This window comes from Psychromarinibacter halotolerans, assembly GCF_029168315.1.
Classification (GTDB): Bacteria; Pseudomonadota; Alphaproteobacteria; order Rhodobacterales; family Rhodobacteraceae; genus Psychromarinibacter; species Psychromarinibacter halotolerans.
This window is the reverse complement of the sequence record NZ_JARGYD010000004.1, coordinates 15,229-33,262: the sequence shown is the minus strand read 5'-3', so window position 1 is coordinate 33,262 and position 18,034 is coordinate 15,229. Positions and strand designations below refer to the sequence as shown.

Here is an 18,034-nt window from a genome sequence, read left to right as displayed (position 1 = left end):
CCTCTTTGGTCTGGAAATATCCCCGCCGGAGGCATTGAAGGTTCCGTCATGCCGCGCGCCGCATTCGGGGGTCGAGCATGTCGCGCAGCCCGTCCCCCATCAGGTTCAGGCCCAGCACCATCAGCACGATCGCAAGGCCCGGGATCAGCGCCATGTGGGGGGCAAGGCCGATCATCGTCTGGCTGTCCGCCAGCATCCGGCCCCACGAGGGCACCGGGGGCTGCGCGCCAAGGCCGAAATAGCTCAGCGCCGCCTCGGACACGATGCCGACCGAGAACTGGATCGTGGCCTGTACGATCAGCAGGTTGCCGATGTTGGGCAGGATGTGCTCGGCGCTGATGCGGGCCGCGCCCTTCCCGGCGACGCGGGCGGCCATGATGAAATCCAGCGTCCACAGGCTGATCGCCCCGGCGCGGGCGACGCGGGCGAAGACCGGGATGTTGAACACCCCGATCGCCAGCATCGCGTTCAGCGCCGAGGGGCCGAAGACCGCCGCGATCAGGATGGCCATGACCAGCGGCGGAAAGGCGAAGACAAGATCGTTGCCGCGCATGATGATCTCGTCTACCCAACCGCCCCTGCGCGCGGCGGCGAACAGGCCCAGCGGCACCCCGACGGCAAGTCCGATGCCCGCCGCCACCAGCGCGACGCCGATCGAGGTGCGCGCGCCGACCATCAGCATCGACAGGATGTCCCGCCCAAGGTGGTCCGTGCCAAGGACATAGCCGTCGCCGGGCACCTTCATCCGCTCGGCCACCGCCAGCGCGGCCACGTCATGCGGCACCCACACCAGCGACACCAGCGCCATCGACAGGAACACGGCGCTAAGCGCCGCACCGATCACGAAGCCTGCGGGCAGCCTCATGCGCTGCGCCTCAGCCTTGGGTCGACGACGGCATAGGCAAGGTCGACAAGGAAGTTGACCAGCACCACCGCGAAGACCAGCAGCATCACCACCGCCTCGACCACGATCAGGTCGCGCTGGGTCACGGCCTGAAAGATCAGACGTCCCAGCCCCGGCAGGAAGAACACGTTCTCGACCACGATCGCACCGGCGATCAGCACAGAGACCTGCATGCCAAGGATCGTCATCACCGGGATCAGCGCGTTGCGCAGGGCGTGTCGCAGCACCGCGCGGCCCCGGCTAAGCCCCTTCGCCCGCGCGGTGCGGATGTAATCGCGGTCCAGTGTCTCCAGCAGCGACGAGCGCATCACGCGGGCTAGGATCGACGCCTGCAGCAGTGCCAGCGCCAGCGCGGGAAGGGTCAATGACTTCAGCCCCGCGAACAGACCGGCGTCCCAGCCCGGGAAGCCGCCAGAGGCGAACCAGCCCAGACGTATCGCGAAGATCAGCACAAGGATCATCGCGAACCAGAAGTTCGGCACCGCGATGCCAAGCTGGGTCACCCCCATGATCGCAAGGTCCGCCGGTCGCCCGTGGCGTGTTGCGGCCCAGACGCCCAGCGGGATCGCCAGCGCGGTGGACAGGAAAATCGCGTACAGCGTCAGCGGCAGCGACACGCCCAACCGGGCCGCAATCAGGTCGGCCACCGGGACGCGGTAGGTGTAGGAGATGCCGAAATCGCCCTGCAGCATCCCCCCGACCCAAGCCACGTAGCGTTGCGCCAGCGGCAGATCCAGGCCGAGTTCTGCGCGCAGCGCGGCCAGCGCCTCGGGCTGGGCATTCATCCCCAGCATCACCGCCGCCGGATCGCCCGGCACGATCTCGAGCATCGCGAAGATCACCAGACTGGCGACGGCCAGACTGAGGACCAGCGAGATCAGGCGCGAGAGAAGATAGCGGAGCATGTGGGGGACGTTAGGCGGGATGCGGGTGCAGCGAAAGGGGCTTGCACGGCCTCCCGCGGTGGCGACCGGCCGGGCGCGAACCCGGCCGGCGTGGCGTTATTGCGACCAGCTGACGCCGGTCAGGTCGTTGGCCTGTGTCGGGGCGTTTTCCCACAGTCCCTCGATGTTCGCGTTGGCGACGCCGGTGCGGGCCAGCTGGAACAGGTAGCCGTTGACGTAATCCTCGGCGATCATCGTCTGCGCCTGCTCAAGGATCGACGACCGTTCCGCCGGATCGGTGGCAAGGTTCAGCGCGTCCATCAGCTCGACGAACTCGGGCTTGCCGTACTGGAAATAGTAGTCGGGCCGCGCGTAGATGTTGATGTCCATCGGTTCGGTGTGGCTGACGATGGTCAGGTCGAAGTCCTTGCCGGTGAACACCTGTTCCAGCCACTGCGCCCATTCGAGGTTCTCGATCTGCGTCTCGATCCCGACGGCGCGCAACTGGGCCGCGATGATCTCGCCGCCGCGGCGGGCGTAGGACGGGGGCGGCAGTTTCAGCGACAGGGTCAGACCCTCCTGCCCCGCCTCGGCCAGCAGCGCCTTCGACGCGTCTGGGTCATAGTCGGACAGGCCGGTCAGGTCGACGTAGTCGGGGTTGTGCGGCGCGAAGTGGGTGCCGATCGGAGTGCCGTAGCCGAACATCGCGCCGTCGATGATTTCCTGACGGTTGATGGCGTGGGCGATGGCCTCGCGGACTTTCGGGTCGGACAGCGCCTCGGACTTGTTGTTCATGCCAAGGATCGTCTCACCCTCGGTCGAGCCGATCAGCAGCTTGAAGCGGGGGTCGGCCTCGAACTGCACCAGCGTTTCGGGCGCGGGATAACCGGGGAAGACGTCGATGTCGCCGGCCATCATGGCGGCGAAGGCGGCGGTCGGGTCCGAGATGAACTTGAAGGTCGCGGCGGTCAGCGCGGGTTTCTCGCCCCAATAGCCATCGTAGGCCACCAGTTCCACGCGGTCGCCCTGCACCCAGTCCGAGAACATGAACGGCCCGGTGCCGACCGGAGCGGTGGCGGCATTGTCGATGCTTTCGGGCGCCACGATCACCGCGTCGCCCCATGCCATATTGTTCGGGAAGGCAGAGTTCGGGCCGGACAGCGTGACCTTCACGGTCAGCGGATCGACGACCTCGACCTCGGAGATCCCCGCGAACAGCGCCTTTTGCGCGTTGGTCGAGTCCTCGGCGCGGGCACGATCCAGCGAAAACTTGACGTCCTCGGCGTCCATCGTGCTGCCGTCGTGGAAGGTCACGCCGTCGCGCAGATGGAAGGTGTATTCCGTGCCGTCCTCGGAAATGTCCCAGCTTTCCGCCAGCGCGGGCGCGATGGACCCGTCCGAGGTGTAGCGGGTCAGACCCTCGAACAGGTTGGCATAGACCACCTCGTCAATCGCGGCGGCGGCGCCGCCGGTGGGGTCCAGATTGGGCGGCTCAAGCTGCATACCGACGGTGATGTCGGTCTGCTGCGCCATCGCGGCACCTGCGGTAAGCGCCAGCGCGGCCACGGAGAACTTCAGTCGTGCGAACATGATCGGGGACCCCCTGTTGATCCGGTCGACCCAAGCTAGCAGCGTGGGCCCCCAGCGCAAAGCCCCATCGGGGCCGCATACCGATCCCTCAAGACAGCGAAGCCCCGCCGTTCAGGTCAGCGGGGCTTCGGGTCGTACATTGGCGAGCTAAGCGCGGCTTAGGCTGCTTCGACGACGACGCGGTCTTCCGGCACGCCCTTGTCCTTCAGGATCGCCTCGATGTCCTCGACCATCTTGTCGGGGCCGCAGACATAGAACACGCCGGACCAGTCGGCGACGTGGCTGTCCAGAAACTCGGCGTCGATCTTGTGATGCGGCAGGCCTTTGGCGTCTTCGCCGGTGACAGTGTAGGTCGTTTTCAGGCCCGGCATGGCATCCCATTCGTCGCGCAGGATGATGTCGCGCTTTTCGTCGTTCGAGAAGATCAGCTGGCATCCGTCCAGCGATCCTTCGCGCGCATGGCGGGCACGCAGAATGGCGATGAAGGGCGTGATGCCTGCGCCGCCAGCGATGAAAGTGCCGGGGCCCTTGTCCTCGATCGCGCCCCACGGATCCTCGATCAGCACCGAGTCGCCGGGTTTCAGGTCGGCAATCTGTTCCGTCACGCCGTCATGCGACGGGTAGGATTTGATCACGAATTCAAGCCGGTCGGCGTCCGGCAGGCCGGTAAAGGTGAAGGGGCGCTGTTCGTCGCGCCAGCCGTCCTTGTCCAGCGCGAAGTCGGTCGCCTGTCCCGGTGTGAACTCGAAGCCCTTGGGGCGGTCGAAGACAAGATGATTCACGTCGTGGGTCACGGGCTCGATGGCCTTCAGGGTCAGCGTATGTGTCATTGTGGGCTCCTTTCGGGCGTCCGTCGTTGCGGTCTGTCCGTTCAACGAACCAGACCGGACGTCCGTTCCGAAGACGTCGGCCCTTGGCCGCATCCGACCGATCACGAAAGCGAAAGCGTCCGTAAGCCCGCCAGAAGCTCGGACAGTGTCAGCGCCATGACCTTGGCGCTGTCGGCCATGTCATCGACGCCGATCCATTCGTCCGGCTGATGCGCAAGATCCAGCACGCCGGGACCGTAGGCGATGCAGTTCTTCAGCCGCCCGATCCGGTCGATGTGCTTCTGGTCGTAGGTGCCGGGCGACACCACATAGCCCGCGTCGCGGTTCAGCACCTTGCCAATGGCGCGCGCCACCGACTGCACCACCGGCGCGTCGCGCTCGGTCATCGTGGGCGTCACCTGCCACAGGTCGCGGATCTCGTATGTAAAGCCGGGGCGGTCCGCCTTCACCCGCTCCATCAGCGTGGCGATCTCGGCCTTCACCTCGGACAGGTCTTCCTCGATCAGGAACCGGCGGTCGATGACGATGCGGCAGCGGTCGGCGACGCAGGCCGCCGGGAAGCCGGTAAAGTCCGGTTCCGGCTCGGGCTCGCCCCCGTGGATCGAGTTGATGTTCATCGTCGACTGACGCGCACCCTCGGGGATCACCGGCATCTCGGTGCGCTTGCCCGCAAGCAGCGGGTACAGCCAGCGTTCCATTTCATCCAGCACCGCGCCCATGTGCCGGATCGCGCTGTCGCCAAGAAACGGCATCGAGCCATGAGCGATACGGCCGTGCGTCTCGATCTCGGCCCACCAGACGCCCCGATGCCCAAGGCAGATGCGGTCCTTGTGCAAAGGTTCGGGGATGATGACGTGCTGCACCCGTTCCGGGGAAAAATGCCCCTGCTCTGCCAGCCACGCGACGCCGCCGTAGCCGCCGGTTTCCTCGTCGGCGGTGCCGCTGATCTCGATGGCGCCGGCAAAGTCAGGACAGGCGGCGATGAACGCCTCGGCCGCGATGATCGAGGCGGCCAGCCCGCCCTTCATGTCACAGGCGCCCCGGCCATAGATCCGGCCGTCCTTCAGTTCGGCGCCGAAGGGATCGACCGTCCACCCCTCGCCCACGGCGACGACGTCGGTGTGCGAGTTGAAATGCACGCATTCCCCCGGTGTCGCCCCCTCGCGGCGGGCAACGATGTTCCAGCGCGGATATTTCTCGCTGTCGCCGGGGGTGCCCACCGCGCGCTTCATCTCGCAGGCGAAGCCCGACGCGGACAAGCGCGCGTCGAGATACTCGCAGATGTCGCGATAGCAGTTGCCCGGCGGGTTCAGCGTCGGGATGCGGATCAGGTCCTGCGTCAGCGCGATCAGGTCGTCGCGCCGCGCGTCGATCTCGGAAACAAGGCGGGAGGTCAGCGGCATGGCGTCAGCCTATACCCGCCCTCCCGCCGGGCAAGCGGGAATGTCGCCCCCTTGCCCGCGTGCACCTACGTCACTCGGCGTTCGAGCCGCTCTGCCCCGCACCCTCCGCCCAGTCCCACGGACGCGAGAACTCGCCAAGGCAATGGCGCACCGCCTCGGCGTCCACCTCGCCGGTGCGCTCCAGCTTTGCCACCAGCCCGCGTTTCTTGTCCTCGACGACAGAAACGACCCGCGCGGCCAGCCCCTTGTCGGCCAGCGCCGCGTCATACACCCGCGCGATGGCGCTTTTGCGAAGGTCCGGCTTGAACACCTTGCCGACGGCGGTCTTGGGAAGCTCGGGCACGATTTCCAGATACTTGGGCCGCGCGGCCCGTTCGTGGATACGGCTGTTCGCGTGTTCCAGCAGTTCGGCCTCTGTCACCTGTGCCCCGTCGACCAGTTCGACATACGCGCATGGCAACTCGCCCGAGAAGGCGTCGGGCTGGCCGATCGCACCGGCGACGGCCACGCTGTCGTGACTGGTCAGCGCCTCTTCGATCTCGGCCGGGTCAATATTGTGCCCGCCCCGGATGATCAGATCCTTCGCGCGCCCGGTGATCCACAGGTAGCCATCCGCGTCGATCCGACCAAGGTCGCCGGTCCGCAACCACGTACCGTCCGCGAACAGGCCCTTGTTCTTGTCAGGCTCCAAATAGGTCTGTCCGGCGAACACGCCGGGGTTCGACACGCAGATCTCGCCCACCTCGTCGACGCCCATCTCTTGCTGGACCTCACCCGAGTCGTCGCAGTGCAGGATGCGGATCTCGGTATACGGGAACGGCAGCCCGACAGACCCGACCTTCTTCTCTCCCTCTGGCGGGTTCACCGCGACAAGGCAGGTGGCTTCGGTCAGGCCGTACCCTTCGACGATGGTGACGTCGGTCGCGGTGCGAAAGCGGTTGTACAGTTCGACCGGCAGCGGAGCCGATCCAGAGAACGCGATTTTCAGCGCGGAGAGATCGGCGTTCACAGGCCGCTGCATCAACGCGGCAATCGCCGTCGGAACGGTGATGACGAAGCTGACCTTCCAGCGTTCAAGCAGCTTCCAGAAGTTGTCGAACACGCCGTCGCCGCGATACCCCGCCGGTGTCGGCAACACGACATGGGCGCCCGAACTCATCACGGCGCCGCCCACAACGACGGCGGCAAAAACGTGGAAGAACGGCAGCGGACAGATCAGCGTGTCCTCTTCGGTGAACAGCAGCCGATCCGCCAGCCAGCCGTTGTAGATGAACCCCGAGTACTTGTGCTGCGCCACCTTCGGCATCCCGGTGGTGCCGCCGGTGTGGAAATAGGCCGACACCCGGTCGCCGTCGCTGTCGGCGAAGTCGAGCGTTTCGGACTGCTTCGGCACAGCTTCGGCGTAGCTTAGGACGCGCGCGTTATGGCGGACCGGCACCTTCGGCCGGATCAGCGGCACGATCCAGCTTTTGGGGAAATCCAGATAGCGCAGCAGGTCGACCTCGATCACGGTCTCGACGCCGGGGGCAAGCCGCAAAGCCTTGGCCGCCTTCTGCGCGATGTCGGTCTTCGGAAACGCCCGCAGGGTCACCAGCACCTTCGCGCCTGTTTCGCGCAGGATGCTTGCGATCTGTTCCGGTTCAAGCAGCGGGTTGATCGGATTGGCGATCCCGGCGACCTGCGCGCCGTACAGCGACACGACGCACTCGGTGCAGTTCGGCATCAGGATCGCGACGGTGTCGTCTTCGCCCACGCCCAGCCCGCGAAACAGGTTCGCGGCCTGCGTGACCCGCGCCTTCAGCGTCCGCCATGTCAGGGTTTCCGCCCGGGCGCCGGGGTCCGAGAACATCTGGAACGTTACCGCGTTGCGGTCCGGGAACTTTTCGGCGGTCTGGCTCAGAAGCCCGTACAGGGTCGGCGGCACGTCCCGCTCGCTCCACGGCATCTCGTTGGTGATCGCATCACGGTCGACGCGGGTTGCATAGTCCGCCATTGCCAATTCCTCCCCTTGGCCACCGATCCTCCCCGGCGACGCGGCTTCCGGGAAAAATGATGACATTTACCGGTTCGTGCAAGGCAGACGCCACGACGAAGCCGGGGCGACGCCGGGTCACGACAGGGCAAAGGCGTTATTCCGCCGCGACGCCCTCGGTGAACTGCAACCGCGCCAAACGGGCATATAGCCCGTCTTGCGTCACAAGCTCGTCATGCGTGCCGGTCGCGACGATGCGGCCCTCATCGAACACGACGATGCGGTCGGCTTTCTTCACGGTTGCAAGCCGGTGCGCGACGATCAGCGTGGTCCGGTCGTGCGACAGCCGGTCGACCGCCGACTGCACCAGCCGTTCGCTTTCCGCGTCCAGCGCGCTGGTCGCCTCGTCCAGCAGCAGGATCGGCGCATCCCGCAGGATGGCTCGGGCGATGGCGATGCGCTGTTTTTGTCCGCCCGACAGCATCACGCCGCGCTCGCCCACATAGCTGCCGTATCCGTCCGGCAGCTTCGACAAAAAGTCGTCCGCCGCCGCAGCTTGCGCCGCCTCGACCACCTCTTCATCGGTCGCGCCCGGACGGCCGAAGCGGATGTTCTCGCGCGCGGTGTCGGCGAAGATCACCGGGTCCTGCGGCACAAGCGCGATGGCGCGGCGGAAATCGGCGCGGGCCATGCCGGTCAGCGGCTGGCCGTCGATCCGGACGACGCCGGACTGCGGATCGTAATGCCGCAGCAGAAGCTGGATGATCGTCGATTTACCCGCCCCGGACGGGCCGACCAGCGCAACCGTCTCGCCCGGCTCGACCGCGAGCGAGACGTTGTCCAGCGCCGAGACATCGGGCCGCGTAGGATAGTGGAAGGTCACGTTTTCGAACGCGATTGCGCCCCGGCAGGGGTCGGGCAGCGGCATCGCGTGGTCCGGGTCGCGGACCGTGTCCTCGGCGCCTAGCAACTCGACCAGACGTTCGGTCGCGCCGGCTGCGCGCTGCAATTCGCCCCAGATCTCGGACAGCGCCCCGGTCGCACCGGCCACCATCACCGCGTAGATCACGAACTGCACCAGTTCGCCCACGGACATCGCATCTGCCCGCACGTCGCGCGCGCCGATCCACAGCACGCCGACGACGCCCGAGAAGATCAGCGCGATCACGATCACCGTCATCGCCGCCCGCGTGGCGATCCGCTTGCGCGCGGCGGTAAAGCTGCGTTCGGTCACGTCGGAAAAGCTGCGCCGCGTGGCGGGTTCGTTGGTAAAGGCCTGCACCGCCTGAACCGACAACAGCGCCTCGGACGCGCTGCCGGACGACGCCGCGATCCAGTCCTGGTTCTCGCGGCTCAGGCTGCGCAGGCGACGGCCAAGCAGAACGATGGGCACGATGACGACCGGCACGATCAGCAGCACAAGCCCCGTCAGCTTGGCCGAGGTCAGCAGAAGCAGGAACAGCCCGCCCACAAGGATCAGCAGGTTGCGCAGCGCAACCGACACCGATGATCCGATCACCGACAGGATCAGCGTCGTGTCGGTGGTGATCCGGCTAAGAACCTCGCCTGTCATGATTTTTTCGTAGAAAGCGGGCGACATGCCGATCATCCGGTCGAACACCGCCTTGCGGATGTCCGCCACCACACGTTCGCCCAGCCGCGTGACCAGATAATACCGAAGCCCGGTCCCCACTGCGAGCAGCAACGCAATGATCAGGGCGGCGATGAAATAGCTGTCCAGCAACCGCTCGGCCGAGGTCTCGAACCCGTCGACGACGCGGCGCACCGCCAAGGGCAGCGCCAGCGAGACCATCGCGGTCATAACCAGCGCGCAGATCGCCGCGATCATTAGCCCGCGATAGGGCAACAGGAACGGCGCAAGCCCCCGCAGCGCGCCGATGCGCTTGGATTTCTCGCGATCTTCGGTCTGCGGCTGATTGCGTGCCATGCTGCCCCCCGTCTGCACAGGCCGCATAGCCGTCCCGGCGCCAATCGGCAAGCACACCCCGCCCGGCATCGCGGTTCGGCGGACGCTTGCAGGACGGACGCGCCAAGTTGACGCCACGGCGTGCGGGCGCAGGAATCGGGCGCAGGCGGGCCAGCATGTCGGGAAGTGGAGCGGGCGGCGGGAATCGAACCCGCTTCATCAGCTTGGAAGGCTGAGGTAATAGCCAGTATACGACGCCCGCTCAGCAGGACCGGTGTCTAGATCATGCGTCTGACATCGTCAAGCGGGGCGCGGGCCGGTTCCCGGCGGCGGCTTCTCCCGACGTGCGCCACCTTAGGGAAGATCGCGTTCCGCAAGTCCGCGGATCAGGTACATTTCCGCCTCGTGGACGGTCGAAATCTGGGTCCACGCCGCGTCGTCCTGATCGGCAAGGCGCCATGTCATCAGGGTCACGACGCAGCTGCCGTCCTCGTGCCCCAGAACCGCACCGGGCAGCACCCGAGAGCTGTTGCGGAACCGCAGCTGGTCCGCAGCACCACCGACGTCGTAATCGACCAGCATCCGGCGGGCGTCCACGTCCAGCCGCACGAAGGTCCGCGCGCCGTTGAAGACCGACGTCCCCGCGAAGATGCCGTCGCCCGCGTCCTCGCGCTCGGCGCTGCCCCAAGCCCAGTGGCCCTGTTTCAGCCCGTCTGACATCAGTTCGAACACCTGTTCGGCGGGGCGGTCCACCTTGATGCTGCTGGTGTGGCAATGCGGATCGATCATGTCTGGTCCTTTCGTTCGTCGCTGTGCGTGTCCCGGCCCGAAGGCGCCTTGGTGCCGGAACTATCGCGGTCGCCCCGGCCCCGCGTCCAATTCAAACGCTTGCCGGTTTCGATGCCGAATTGTTATCAGTCGTCATGCTTCCAAGACGCATCAGGTATTTCATCGCGGTTGCCGAGGACGAACACTTCGGTCGCGCGTCCCGCCGCCTTCGCATCGCGCAGCCCGCCCTCAGCCGTCAGATCCGCACGCTGGAGGACGAACTGGGCTTCGATCTGTTCGAGCGTCTGTCGCGCGGGGTGCGGCTGACGCATCCTGGCCGGCTACTGCTTGCCGAGATGCGAGAGGTCGAAGCCCAGCTGCTGCGCGGTATCGCAGCCGCGCGGTCCGCCGCCGAGGGGCGGCACGGCCGCCTGCGACTAAGCCTGATCGACAGCGCCGCGTGGCACGGTGTGGTCCCGAACGCCCTGCGCGCCTATCGGGCCCGCTTTCCGGACGTAGAGGTTTCGCTCTCCACCATGCCAGCGGCGCAGCAGATCGCGTGGCTGTCCGAGGGCCGAACGGACGCTGCCATCGTCTACAACATCGCCGAGGCGGACGGGCTTGTGTCGACCCATCTTGCGTCGATCCCGATCGTGCTGGCGATGCCTGCGGATTGCCCCCTGCTTGCCCTGCCGCGGATCCGCGTGCGGGACCTGTCCGACTATCCGCTGATCGGCTTTCAGCGCGCGGCCAGCCCGAAGCTGTTCGACGACCTTACCGCGGCGCTTGCCGACATCGACTTCACCCGGAATTTCATCTCGGAGCCGACGAACGAAGCGGACATGCTGGCGCTGGTCAGCATGGGGTCGGGCCTTGCGCTGGCGAACGCCATGCAATCGTGGCGCCCGCCGCACGGCGTCGCCTTTGCCCCGGTAGAGGATCTGAACGTCACGCAAAGCCTGAACGTCCTGCACCGCCGCGATGACAACTCGCCCCTGCGCGCCAGCTTCATAGACGCGCTTCTGGCAGAGGCATCGACAGATGGCACAGGAGACACCCGCCCAGAGACGGGTCGCGCGTCCGGATGACACCCGGCGGTCGGCCAACCCCGCAAAGCTCGGGCTGAATACGCGTCCGGGTCAGCCCCAGCCCAGCGCCCGCGACAGCTGCCGCGCTTCGGAACCGACGATCTCGTCCAGCGCCTCCTTGCCGCCAAGGTCGTCCAGCACCTTTTTTGGTCCGATCACGTTCAGGGCCGCGGTGATCTGCCCCGCCCCCGTCTTGACCGGCGTCGCATAGCTTTCGATCCCCGGATCGAAGGCAGACTCCCCCATGACAAAACCGCGTTCCCGGTCGGCGTTTGCGCGGGCGACAAGGTCCTGCAACTCGGGTGGCGGATAGTCGGGGTGGTCAGAAACCATGCGGGGATAAAGCGCGGCCAGACCATCGGCCGTCAGCCCCGACAGCAGCACCCGACCACTGACCGTCCGATGCGCCGGAAGGCGCATGCCGACCTGAAGGTTCGAGATGACCCGCGCCGACGGCGCCACGCGCGCAAGATAGACGGTCTCTGTCCCGTCTAGTTCGACCAGATGCGCCGCAAGCCGCGTGCGCTGACTGATTCGCTGCAGGAAGGGCTGAACCGTCTCGACCAGCGGGCGGGCGGCGAGGAAAGCGTAGCCAAGCGTCATCACGCGCGAGGTCAGCGCGTATCGCTTGCTTTGCGCATCCCGCGACAGGAAACCGGATTTCTCAAGGGTATAGACCAGACGGTAGGCCGAGGACCGCGACAGCCCGATGCCTTCGGCCAGCTCGGCCAGCGTCATAGACTCGCCGGTCGCGTTGAACAGTTGCAGGATGTGAAGGCCGCGTTCGAGACCGGGCACGATGTAGCGCTGGTCTACCTCGTCCGCGCCTTGCTCTGCCTTGTCCATGTCCGGCCCTTCACCCAGCGTCCTCTAGGCGCCCCACCCGGCGCGCCTGCCGCAATGTCGCACTCACTCCGACCAGCGGCAAGAGTGCCACCGCGGCAAGGATCGGCCCCCAGTCCACGCCCGCGCCAAGCAGGGCCGAAACGATCATCGGCCCCGTCACAACGCCGGATCCGATCGCCAGCGTGATGCCCGACACGGCCTCGTACATCCGGTCGCGCGGGGCAAGGCGCACGGTCTCTGCCACCTGAATGCCGTTCCACCCCGCCGCCGCGACCCCGCCGATCAGACAGACAGCGACGACCGGCCAGCCCGGTCCCGTCAGAACCGTTCCGGCCAGTGCCAGCGTCGACACGGTGGACATGACAAGCGACAGGCAGATCAGCGGCAGCGCGGTTCCCAACCGGTCCGCGCCCCAACCAAGCGTCAGGCGGCCAATGATGCTCATGCCCTGCATCAAGGCGTACAGCACACCGGCGGCGGTGGCCGAATAGCCCAGCCCGAACGCAAGGAAGGACGTGAGATAGACGAACCAGACCGATTGCACGAAGGCCAGCAGGAAACCCGACAGCGCAAGGCTCCGCATCCGGGGCGAGGACAGGGCCAGCCGCACCGGTGCCGTCAGGTTCTCGCGCGACATGGCATCGGACAGCTTGGCGCCCGGTTCCGGCTTTGGTTCGCGGCGCCGCACGGGTCCAGTCGCGACGATGGTCAGAACGGCCACCAGCGCCCCGAACACCATCACGGCCTCTACCCCCCAAAGCTGCGCGATGCCGGGAAGGACAAGCCCGCCCACGACGCCTGCGACCGGAACCGAGGACTGTTTTACCGAGAAGATCAGCGCCTGCTTGCCGCGCGGCACGTATCGTTGCAGCACGTCGTTGCCGGCAGGGTTCGTCGGCCCGTGGCCCATGCCCGCGATGAAGCTGCCCACCAGCGCGAGCGCCGGGATCGGCAGCAGAAGAACCAGCGTTCCGATACCACCGGCCGCCAGCCCCCAACGGACGGCCTTGATCGAGCCAAGCAGACGCAGCAGCCCAACCCCGCCCGCCACCACAACGATGGATCCAAGGTTCGCCGCTGTCGCCAGCCACCCCACGAAACTGGGGCTCCAGCCGTATTGCGTGACCATGTCGGGCGCGATGGTCGGAACCAGCCGCAAAAGCAGGGTCGAGGTCGCGTGGCACCCCAGCATGATGAAGAGCACTGTCGTCCATCGCATCAGCGCCTGCCTTTCGGGGTCGGATTTTTCGGGCTTCAAATGCACAGTTGTTTGATATATGGTTTTTCAAGTTCGTCAACAAAACACTTGGAGGGGTGGTGTCGACCGAGGCAAACGCGCAGCGACTGACCCGGGCAATCGCAGAATGGATCGCCTCCGGGCCGCACTCGACGCCGGCTGATGTGGCGCTTGCCGGTCGGGGGATGGCCGACTGCATTGCGGTGATGCTTGCAGGCTGGAGCGATTCCGCATCGCACGCGCTGCGCCGGATCGACGGGCTTGGCGACTGGGCCGACCCGCTTTCGCCGCCCGCCCGCGACCCTGGCACCCTTGCCGCTCACCTTGCCTGCGCGGCCCATGCGCTTGACTTCGACGACAACGCGTTCGGCAACCACACCAGCGCGGTCCTGACGCCGGTGCTGCTGGCCGAAGCGGCGCGTGTCCCCACCAGCGGGGCACGCCTGCTTGACGCTTACCTCGCGGGTTACGAAACGTGGGCCGAGCTTTCCGCTCGCGAAGACGACTCGGTTCACGGCAAGGGCTGGCATCCCAGTGCAGTCTACGGCCCCATTGCTGCTGCGGCGGCGTTGTGCGTGCTGCGTGGACTGGACGCGGACCAATGCAGCAACGCGCTGTCGCTGGCAGCGTCCATGTCAGGCGGCGTCGTCGCCCAGTTCGGAACGCCGGCCAAGCCGTGGCAGGTCGGTCGATCCGCGCGCGCTGGGTTCGAAGCGGTCGCACTGACAGAGGCCGGGATGACCGCCGCGCCGGACGCGCTTGAACATCCGCTCGGATTCCTGATGGCGATTTCGCCAAAGGGCCACGTCCGACGGGACGGGCCGACCGAAACGGGCCGCCACATGGCCCGCAACGGGCTGAACTTCAAACGCTACCCCGTTTGCTATGCCATGCATCGGGCGTTGGACGGCTTGCTGGCGATACAGCACAAGTCGATGACGCCGCCCGAAGACATCGCCCGCATCGAAATCGAGGTCGGCGAGGCTCAGGCGGCCATGTTGCGCCACGCCCAGCCGTCGACCACGGCCGAGGCGAAATTCAGCCTGCCATTCGGCGCCGCCGCGGTGTTGCTGCGCGGCGGATTGGGTCCGGCAGAGCTGGACCCGGACTTTATCACCTCGGACGCGGTTCGCGCCCTTCTGGCCAAGGTGGACGTCCACACGCGCAAAGGTCGTCACCCGATCGAGCCATCGCTTGCGCCCAGCGACAGCGTGACGATCCACCTGAAAAACGGCGCCTCGCACTCGTCCGAGGTCATTTTGCCGCTCGGCCACTTCTGCAACCCGGCCCCGCCAGAGGTTCTGGACCGCAAGATCGCGGACTGCCTTGCCGCTGGGCCCCGCCCGGATCACGCCTCCCGCCTGCTTTCGAAAATGCGGGATCTCTCGGCGCTTGACGACACACGCGCGCTTATCGCCATCGGACAGGAGGATCTCGTTGCCTGATGCCCATCTTCCCCTCGCCGGCCTGACGGTCGTCGAAATTTCAACCTCGGTCGCCGGCCCTTTCGCGGGGCAGGTGCTGGCCGATCTCGGCGCCCGCGTCATCAAGGTCGAGAACCCCGGCGGCGGCGACGACGCCCGCCACTGGGGGCCGCCGTTCGACGCCACCGGCACCTCGCCCGTGTTTGCCAGCTTCAACCGCAACAAGCGGTCCGTGGCGGTGGACCTCAAGGACGCGGACGAGCTCGCCCGCCTGCGCCGCTTCATCCTGCGGCACGCCGACGTGGTGCTTCAGAACATGCGCCCCGGCCTGCTGAAACGCTTCGGGCTCGACGGCGAAAGCCTTCGGGCCGAGGCGCCGGGGCTGATCTGTGCCGACATCCTCGCCTTCGGGGCGGTCGGCCCGAAGCGGATGCAGCCGGGTTATGACCCGCTGATGCAGGCGGCCAGCGGGATCATGAGCGTCACCGGGCTGGAGGGCCAGGAACCCGTCCGCGTCGGCCCGTCGCTGGTCGACCAAGGCTCTGGCATGTGGGCGGTGATCGGTATCCTCGCCGCACTCCGTACCCGCGAAGCGACCGGACTGGGCGCGCAGATCGACACCTCGTTGTACGAGACGGGGCTGGGCTGGCTGCCTGCGCAGATCGCGACCTATGCGCTGACCGGACGCGCGCCGCGCAAGATCGGCAGTGAGAATTCCGGCATCGCGCCCTACAAGGCGTTCGAGGCTGCGGACGGCTGGCTCGTGATCGCGGCGGGGAATGACAAGCTGTTCACCCGGCTGGCCGAGGTGTTGGGCCGTCCCGATCTGCCGCAGATTCCCGAATTTTCCAGCAATCCGAAACGGGTCGAGAACCGCGTCGCGCTGAACGCGCTTATCTCGGACATCCTGCCCTCGGCCACGCGCGATGACTGGCTGGAACGGCTTGCGACGGCGGGCGTGCCGTCTGCCCCTGTCCTGTCGCTGGAAGAAGTCACCCGCGACCCGCAGTTCGAGGCGGTGGAAATGATGCAAAGCGACCCGGAAGAGACCGTCAGGCTGGCGGGCATTCCGTTGCGGTTCGACGGAACCCGGCCGCCGCTGCGGCACCCGGCCCCCGCGCTGGGAGAGGCCAACGACATACTGACAGAGCTTGAAGAGACAGAGGAGGAAACCAAGGCATGAGCGATCTGCCCGAAATGCGGCGCCTGAAGCTGGAGGACAAGGGCGACGGCGTGCTGCTGGTGCGCTTCGACCGCCCCGAGGTGATGAACGCGCTGGACACCGCGACCAGCGAGGATCTGCGCGACCTGTTCGGCCCGCTGTCCCGCGCGCCGGGTCCGTGGCGCTGCATCGTGCTGACCGGCACCGGCGACAAGGCGTTCTCGGCTGGCGGTGACCTGAAAGAACGGCAGGGCATGACCGACGACCAGTGGCGCGCCCAACATGCGATCATCGAACAGGGCGCATACGGCGTCATGGATTGCGTCGTTCCGATCATTGCGGCGGTGAATGGCGTCGCTTTCGGCGGTGGCTGCGAGCTTGCGCTGGCATGCGACTTTATCTACGCGGCCGACACCGCCCGTTTCGCACTGCCCGAGGTGACGCGCGGCATCATGCCCGGCGCCGGTTCGACCCAAACCCTGCCCCGCGCCGTTGGCGAGCGCCGCGCGCGCGAGCTGATCATGACGGGCGCCCCTTTCTCGGCTGCGGAAGCCGCCGAATGGGGCATGGTGAACCGCCTGCTGCCCGCGGACGAATTGCTGCCCGCCACCATGGAGACGGCCAACCGTATCGCACGGAATGCTCCGGTTTCGGTGCGCCAGATCAAGCGGTCGATCCGCTACGGCTGGTCCACCGACATCGTGCAGGGCCGCGAGATCGAGATCATGGCCTACAACCAGACCATCGTGACCGAAGACCGCCTGGAAGGGGTGAACGCCTTCAACGAAAAGCGCGCGCCGGAATTCAAGGGAAGATAAATGACCGAAGAAACACTCGTCCCGCTGGGACGCGACCACCCCGAAATCCGCGATGCGGTTCGTGCGATCTGCGACAAGTACCCCGGCGCCTACTGGCGCGAGCTAGAGGCCTCTGGCGATTACCCCGACGACTTCGTCAAGGATATGACCGAGGCCGGCTTCCTGTCCGCGTTGATCCCCGAGGAATACGGCGGGTCCGGCCTGCCCCTTCGCGCAGGTGCGGTGATCCTTGAAGAGATCCACGCCTCGGGCTGCGACGCCTATGCCTGCCACGCGCAGATGTACATGATGCACATGCTGGTGCGCCACGGCAGCCAAGAGCAGCGCGACAAGTACCTGCCCGGCATCGCCTCGGGCGAGATCCGGTTTCAGGCCTTCGGCGTGACCGAACCGACGACCGGCTCGGACACTCTGAAGCTGAAGACCAAGGCGGTGCGCGATGGCGACCACTATGTCGTCAGCGGACAGAAGATCTGGACCTCGCGCGCGCGGCATTCGGACTTGATGACGCTTCTGGTGCGCACCACGCCGATTGATCAGGTCGAGAAAAAGACCGACGGGCTTTCGGTGCTGCTGGTCGACATCAACGAAAGCCTTGGCAAGGGGCTGACGATCAAGCCGATCGACACGATGGTGAACCACCACACGAACGAAGTGTTCTACGACAACCTCCGCGTCCCGGCCGAGAACCTGATCGGCGAAGAGGGCAAGGGGTTCCGCTATATCCTTTCCGGAATGAACGCCGAGCGGATTCTTGTCGCGTCAGAATCGCTTGGCGATGCGCGGTACTTCGTCGAGAAGGCCAGCGCCTATGCCGGCGAGCGGACCGTGTTCGGCAAGCCGATCGGCGCGAACCAAGGGGTGCAGTTTCCCATCGCGCAGGCCTATTCAGAGTGGAAGGCAGCGGACATGGTCTGTCGATCGGCGGCGGCGCTGTTCGAGGCGGGCCAACCCTGCGGCGAAGAGGCGAACATCGCCAAGCACCTTGCTTGCGAATCCGCATGGCACGCGGGAGAGGCCTGTATGCAAACCTTCGGCGGCTTCGCGGCGGCGCGTGAATACGACATCGAGCGCAAATGGCGGTCGGCACGGCTGGCACGGATCGCGCCGATCTCGACCAACCTGATCCTCAGCTACATCGGCCAGCACGTTCTGGGCATGGCGAAAAGCTACTGACGCGC

The 18,034-nt window shown here is 66.4% G+C and carries 15 protein-coding genes and 1 tRNA gene; 5 read left to right on the top strand and 11 right to left on the bottom strand.

Going from position 1 to position 18,034, the window contains the following annotated elements:
* Window positions 1-46: 46 nt before the first annotated feature.
* The 9 genes from P1K30_RS11275 to P1K30_RS11235 form a co-directional block, all read right to left on the bottom strand.
* Entirely contained in the window at window positions 47-865 is an 819-nt protein-coding gene (locus tag P1K30_RS11275) for an ABC transporter permease (RefSeq protein WP_275632838.1), read from the bottom strand.
* A complete protein-coding gene (locus P1K30_RS11270) occupies window positions 862-1,809 on the bottom strand; it encodes an ABC transporter permease (RefSeq protein ID WP_275632837.1) in 948 nt (315 codons plus the stop codon). The genes P1K30_RS11275 and P1K30_RS11270 overlap by 4 nt, the downstream gene beginning before the upstream one ends.
* Window positions 1,810-1,905: 96 nt before the next feature.
* A complete protein-coding gene (locus P1K30_RS11265; RefSeq protein WP_275632836.1) occupies window positions 1,906-3,378 on the bottom strand; it encodes an ABC transporter substrate-binding protein in 1,473 nt (490 codons plus the stop codon).
* Between the two features lie 158 nt (window positions 3,379-3,536).
* The gene (locus P1K30_RS11260; protein ID WP_275632835.1) at window positions 3,537-4,208 is read right to left on the bottom strand and encodes an FAD-binding oxidoreductase; all 672 of its coding nucleotides are present in this window, start codon (window positions 4,206-4,208) and stop codon (window positions 3,537-3,539) included.
* Between the two features lie 101 nt (window positions 4,209-4,309).
* Window positions 4,310-5,611: an acetylornithine deacetylase/succinyl-diaminopimelate desuccinylase family protein gene (locus tag P1K30_RS11255; RefSeq protein WP_275632834.1), complete on the bottom strand. Its 1,302-nt coding sequence runs from the start codon at window positions 5,609-5,611 to the stop codon at window positions 4,310-4,312.
* 70 nt (window positions 5,612-5,681) lie between these two features.
* Window positions 5,682-7,604, bottom strand: coding sequence for an acyl-CoA synthetase (locus tag P1K30_RS11250; RefSeq protein WP_275632833.1), 1,923 nt, complete (start codon window positions 7,602-7,604; stop codon window positions 5,682-5,684).
* A 136-nt stretch (window positions 7,605-7,740) separates the two neighbouring features.
* Window positions 7,741-9,531, bottom strand: a complete 1,791-nt coding sequence (locus P1K30_RS11245; protein WP_275632832.1) for an ABC transporter transmembrane domain-containing protein — start codon at window positions 9,529-9,531, stop codon at window positions 7,741-7,743.
* Window positions 9,532-9,697: 166 nt separating this feature from the next.
* Window positions 9,698-9,772 (bottom strand) — tRNA-Gly (locus P1K30_RS11240).
* A gap of 92 nt (window positions 9,773-9,864) precedes the next feature.
* Window positions 9,865-10,299: a hypothetical protein gene (locus tag P1K30_RS11235; RefSeq protein ID WP_275632831.1), complete on the bottom strand. Its 435-nt coding sequence runs from the start codon at window positions 10,297-10,299 to the stop codon at window positions 9,865-9,867.
* 134 nt (window positions 10,300-10,433) lie between these two features.
* Between P1K30_RS11235 and P1K30_RS11230 the strand changes: the two genes are divergently transcribed.
* On the top strand, window positions 10,434-11,366 hold the full coding sequence (locus P1K30_RS11230; RefSeq protein WP_275632830.1) for a LysR family transcriptional regulator: 933 nt from the start codon (window positions 10,434-10,436) through the stop codon (window positions 11,364-11,366).
* Between the two features lie 51 nt (window positions 11,367-11,417).
* Here P1K30_RS11230 and P1K30_RS11225 read toward each other — a convergent pair whose 3' ends face one another.
* Window positions 11,418-12,212 (bottom strand): IclR family transcriptional regulator, encoded by a 795-nt coding sequence (locus P1K30_RS11225; protein WP_275632829.1) that lies wholly within the window; start codon window positions 12,210-12,212, stop codon window positions 11,418-11,420.
* Between the two features lie 10 nt (window positions 12,213-12,222).
* Entirely contained in the window at window positions 12,223-13,431 is a 1,209-nt protein-coding gene (locus P1K30_RS11220; RefSeq protein ID WP_275632828.1) for an MFS transporter, read from the bottom strand.
* 95 nt (window positions 13,432-13,526) lie between these two features.
* Between P1K30_RS11220 and P1K30_RS11215 the strand changes: the two genes are divergently transcribed.
* Genes P1K30_RS11215 through P1K30_RS11200 form a run of 4 tightly spaced genes read left to right on the top strand, consistent with a single transcriptional unit; the run spans window position 13,527 to window position 18,029 of the window.
* The gene (locus P1K30_RS11215; RefSeq protein WP_338052367.1) at window positions 13,527-14,894 is read left to right on the top strand and encodes an MmgE/PrpD family protein; all 1,368 of its coding nucleotides are present in this window, start codon (window positions 13,527-13,529) and stop codon (window positions 14,892-14,894) included.
* Entirely contained in the window at window positions 14,887-16,056 is a 1,170-nt protein-coding gene (locus P1K30_RS11210; protein ID WP_275632826.1) for a CaiB/BaiF CoA transferase family protein, read from the top strand. Before P1K30_RS11215 ends, P1K30_RS11210 begins: the two co-directional genes overlap by 8 nt.
* On the top strand, window positions 16,053-16,853 hold the full coding sequence (locus P1K30_RS11205; RefSeq protein WP_275632825.1) for an enoyl-CoA hydratase/isomerase family protein: 801 nt from the start codon (window positions 16,053-16,055) through the stop codon (window positions 16,851-16,853). The genes P1K30_RS11210 and P1K30_RS11205 overlap by 4 nt, the downstream gene beginning before the upstream one ends.
* On the top strand, window positions 16,854-18,029 hold the full coding sequence (locus P1K30_RS11200; RefSeq protein ID WP_275632824.1) for an acyl-CoA dehydrogenase family protein: 1,176 nt from the start codon (window positions 16,854-16,856) through the stop codon (window positions 18,027-18,029).
* Window positions 18,030-18,034: the final 5 nt, after the last annotated feature.

Bases quoted from the DNA above. Each gene is read 5' to 3' on its own strand.
- P1K30_RS11275 (WP_275632838.1), bottom strand. From the start codon at position 865: ATGAGGCTGCCCGCAGGCTTCGTGATCGGTGCGGCGCTTAGCGCCGTG.
- P1K30_RS11270 (WP_275632837.1), bottom strand. From the start codon at position 1,809: ATGCTCCGCTATCTTCTCTCGCGCCTGATCTCGCTGGTCCTCAGTCTG.
- P1K30_RS11265 (WP_275632836.1), bottom strand. From the start codon at position 3,378: ATGTTCGCACGACTGAAGTTCTCCGTGGCCGCGCTGGCGCTTACCGCA.
- P1K30_RS11260 (WP_275632835.1), bottom strand. From the start codon at position 4,208: ATGACACATACGCTGACCCTGAAGGCCATCGAGCCCGTGACCCACGAC.
- P1K30_RS11255 (WP_275632834.1), bottom strand. From the start codon at position 5,611: ATGCCGCTGACCTCCCGCCTTGTTTCCGAGATCGACGCGCGGCGCGAC.
- P1K30_RS11250 (WP_275632833.1), bottom strand. From the start codon at position 7,604: ATGGCGGACTATGCAACCCGCGTCGACCGTGATGCGATCACCAACGAG.
- P1K30_RS11245 (WP_275632832.1), bottom strand. From the start codon at position 9,531: ATGGCACGCAATCAGCCGCAGACCGAAGATCGCGAGAAATCCAAGCGC.
- P1K30_RS11235 (WP_275632831.1), bottom strand. From the start codon at position 10,299: ATGATCGATCCGCATTGCCACACCAGCAGCATCAAGGTGGACCGCCCC.
- P1K30_RS11230 (WP_275632830.1), top strand. From the start codon at position 10,434: ATGCTTCCAAGACGCATCAGGTATTTCATCGCGGTTGCCGAGGACGAA.
- P1K30_RS11225 (WP_275632829.1), bottom strand. From the start codon at position 12,212: ATGGACAAGGCAGAGCAAGGCGCGGACGAGGTAGACCAGCGCTACATC.
- P1K30_RS11220 (WP_275632828.1), bottom strand. From the start codon at position 13,431: ATGCGATGGACGACAGTGCTCTTCATCATGCTGGGGTGCCACGCGACC.
- P1K30_RS11205 (WP_275632825.1), top strand. From the start codon at position 16,053: ATGAGCGATCTGCCCGAAATGCGGCGCCTGAAGCTGGAGGACAAGGGC.
- P1K30_RS11200 (WP_275632824.1), top strand. From the start codon at position 16,854: ATGACCGAAGAAACACTCGTCCCGCTGGGACGCGACCACCCCGAAATC.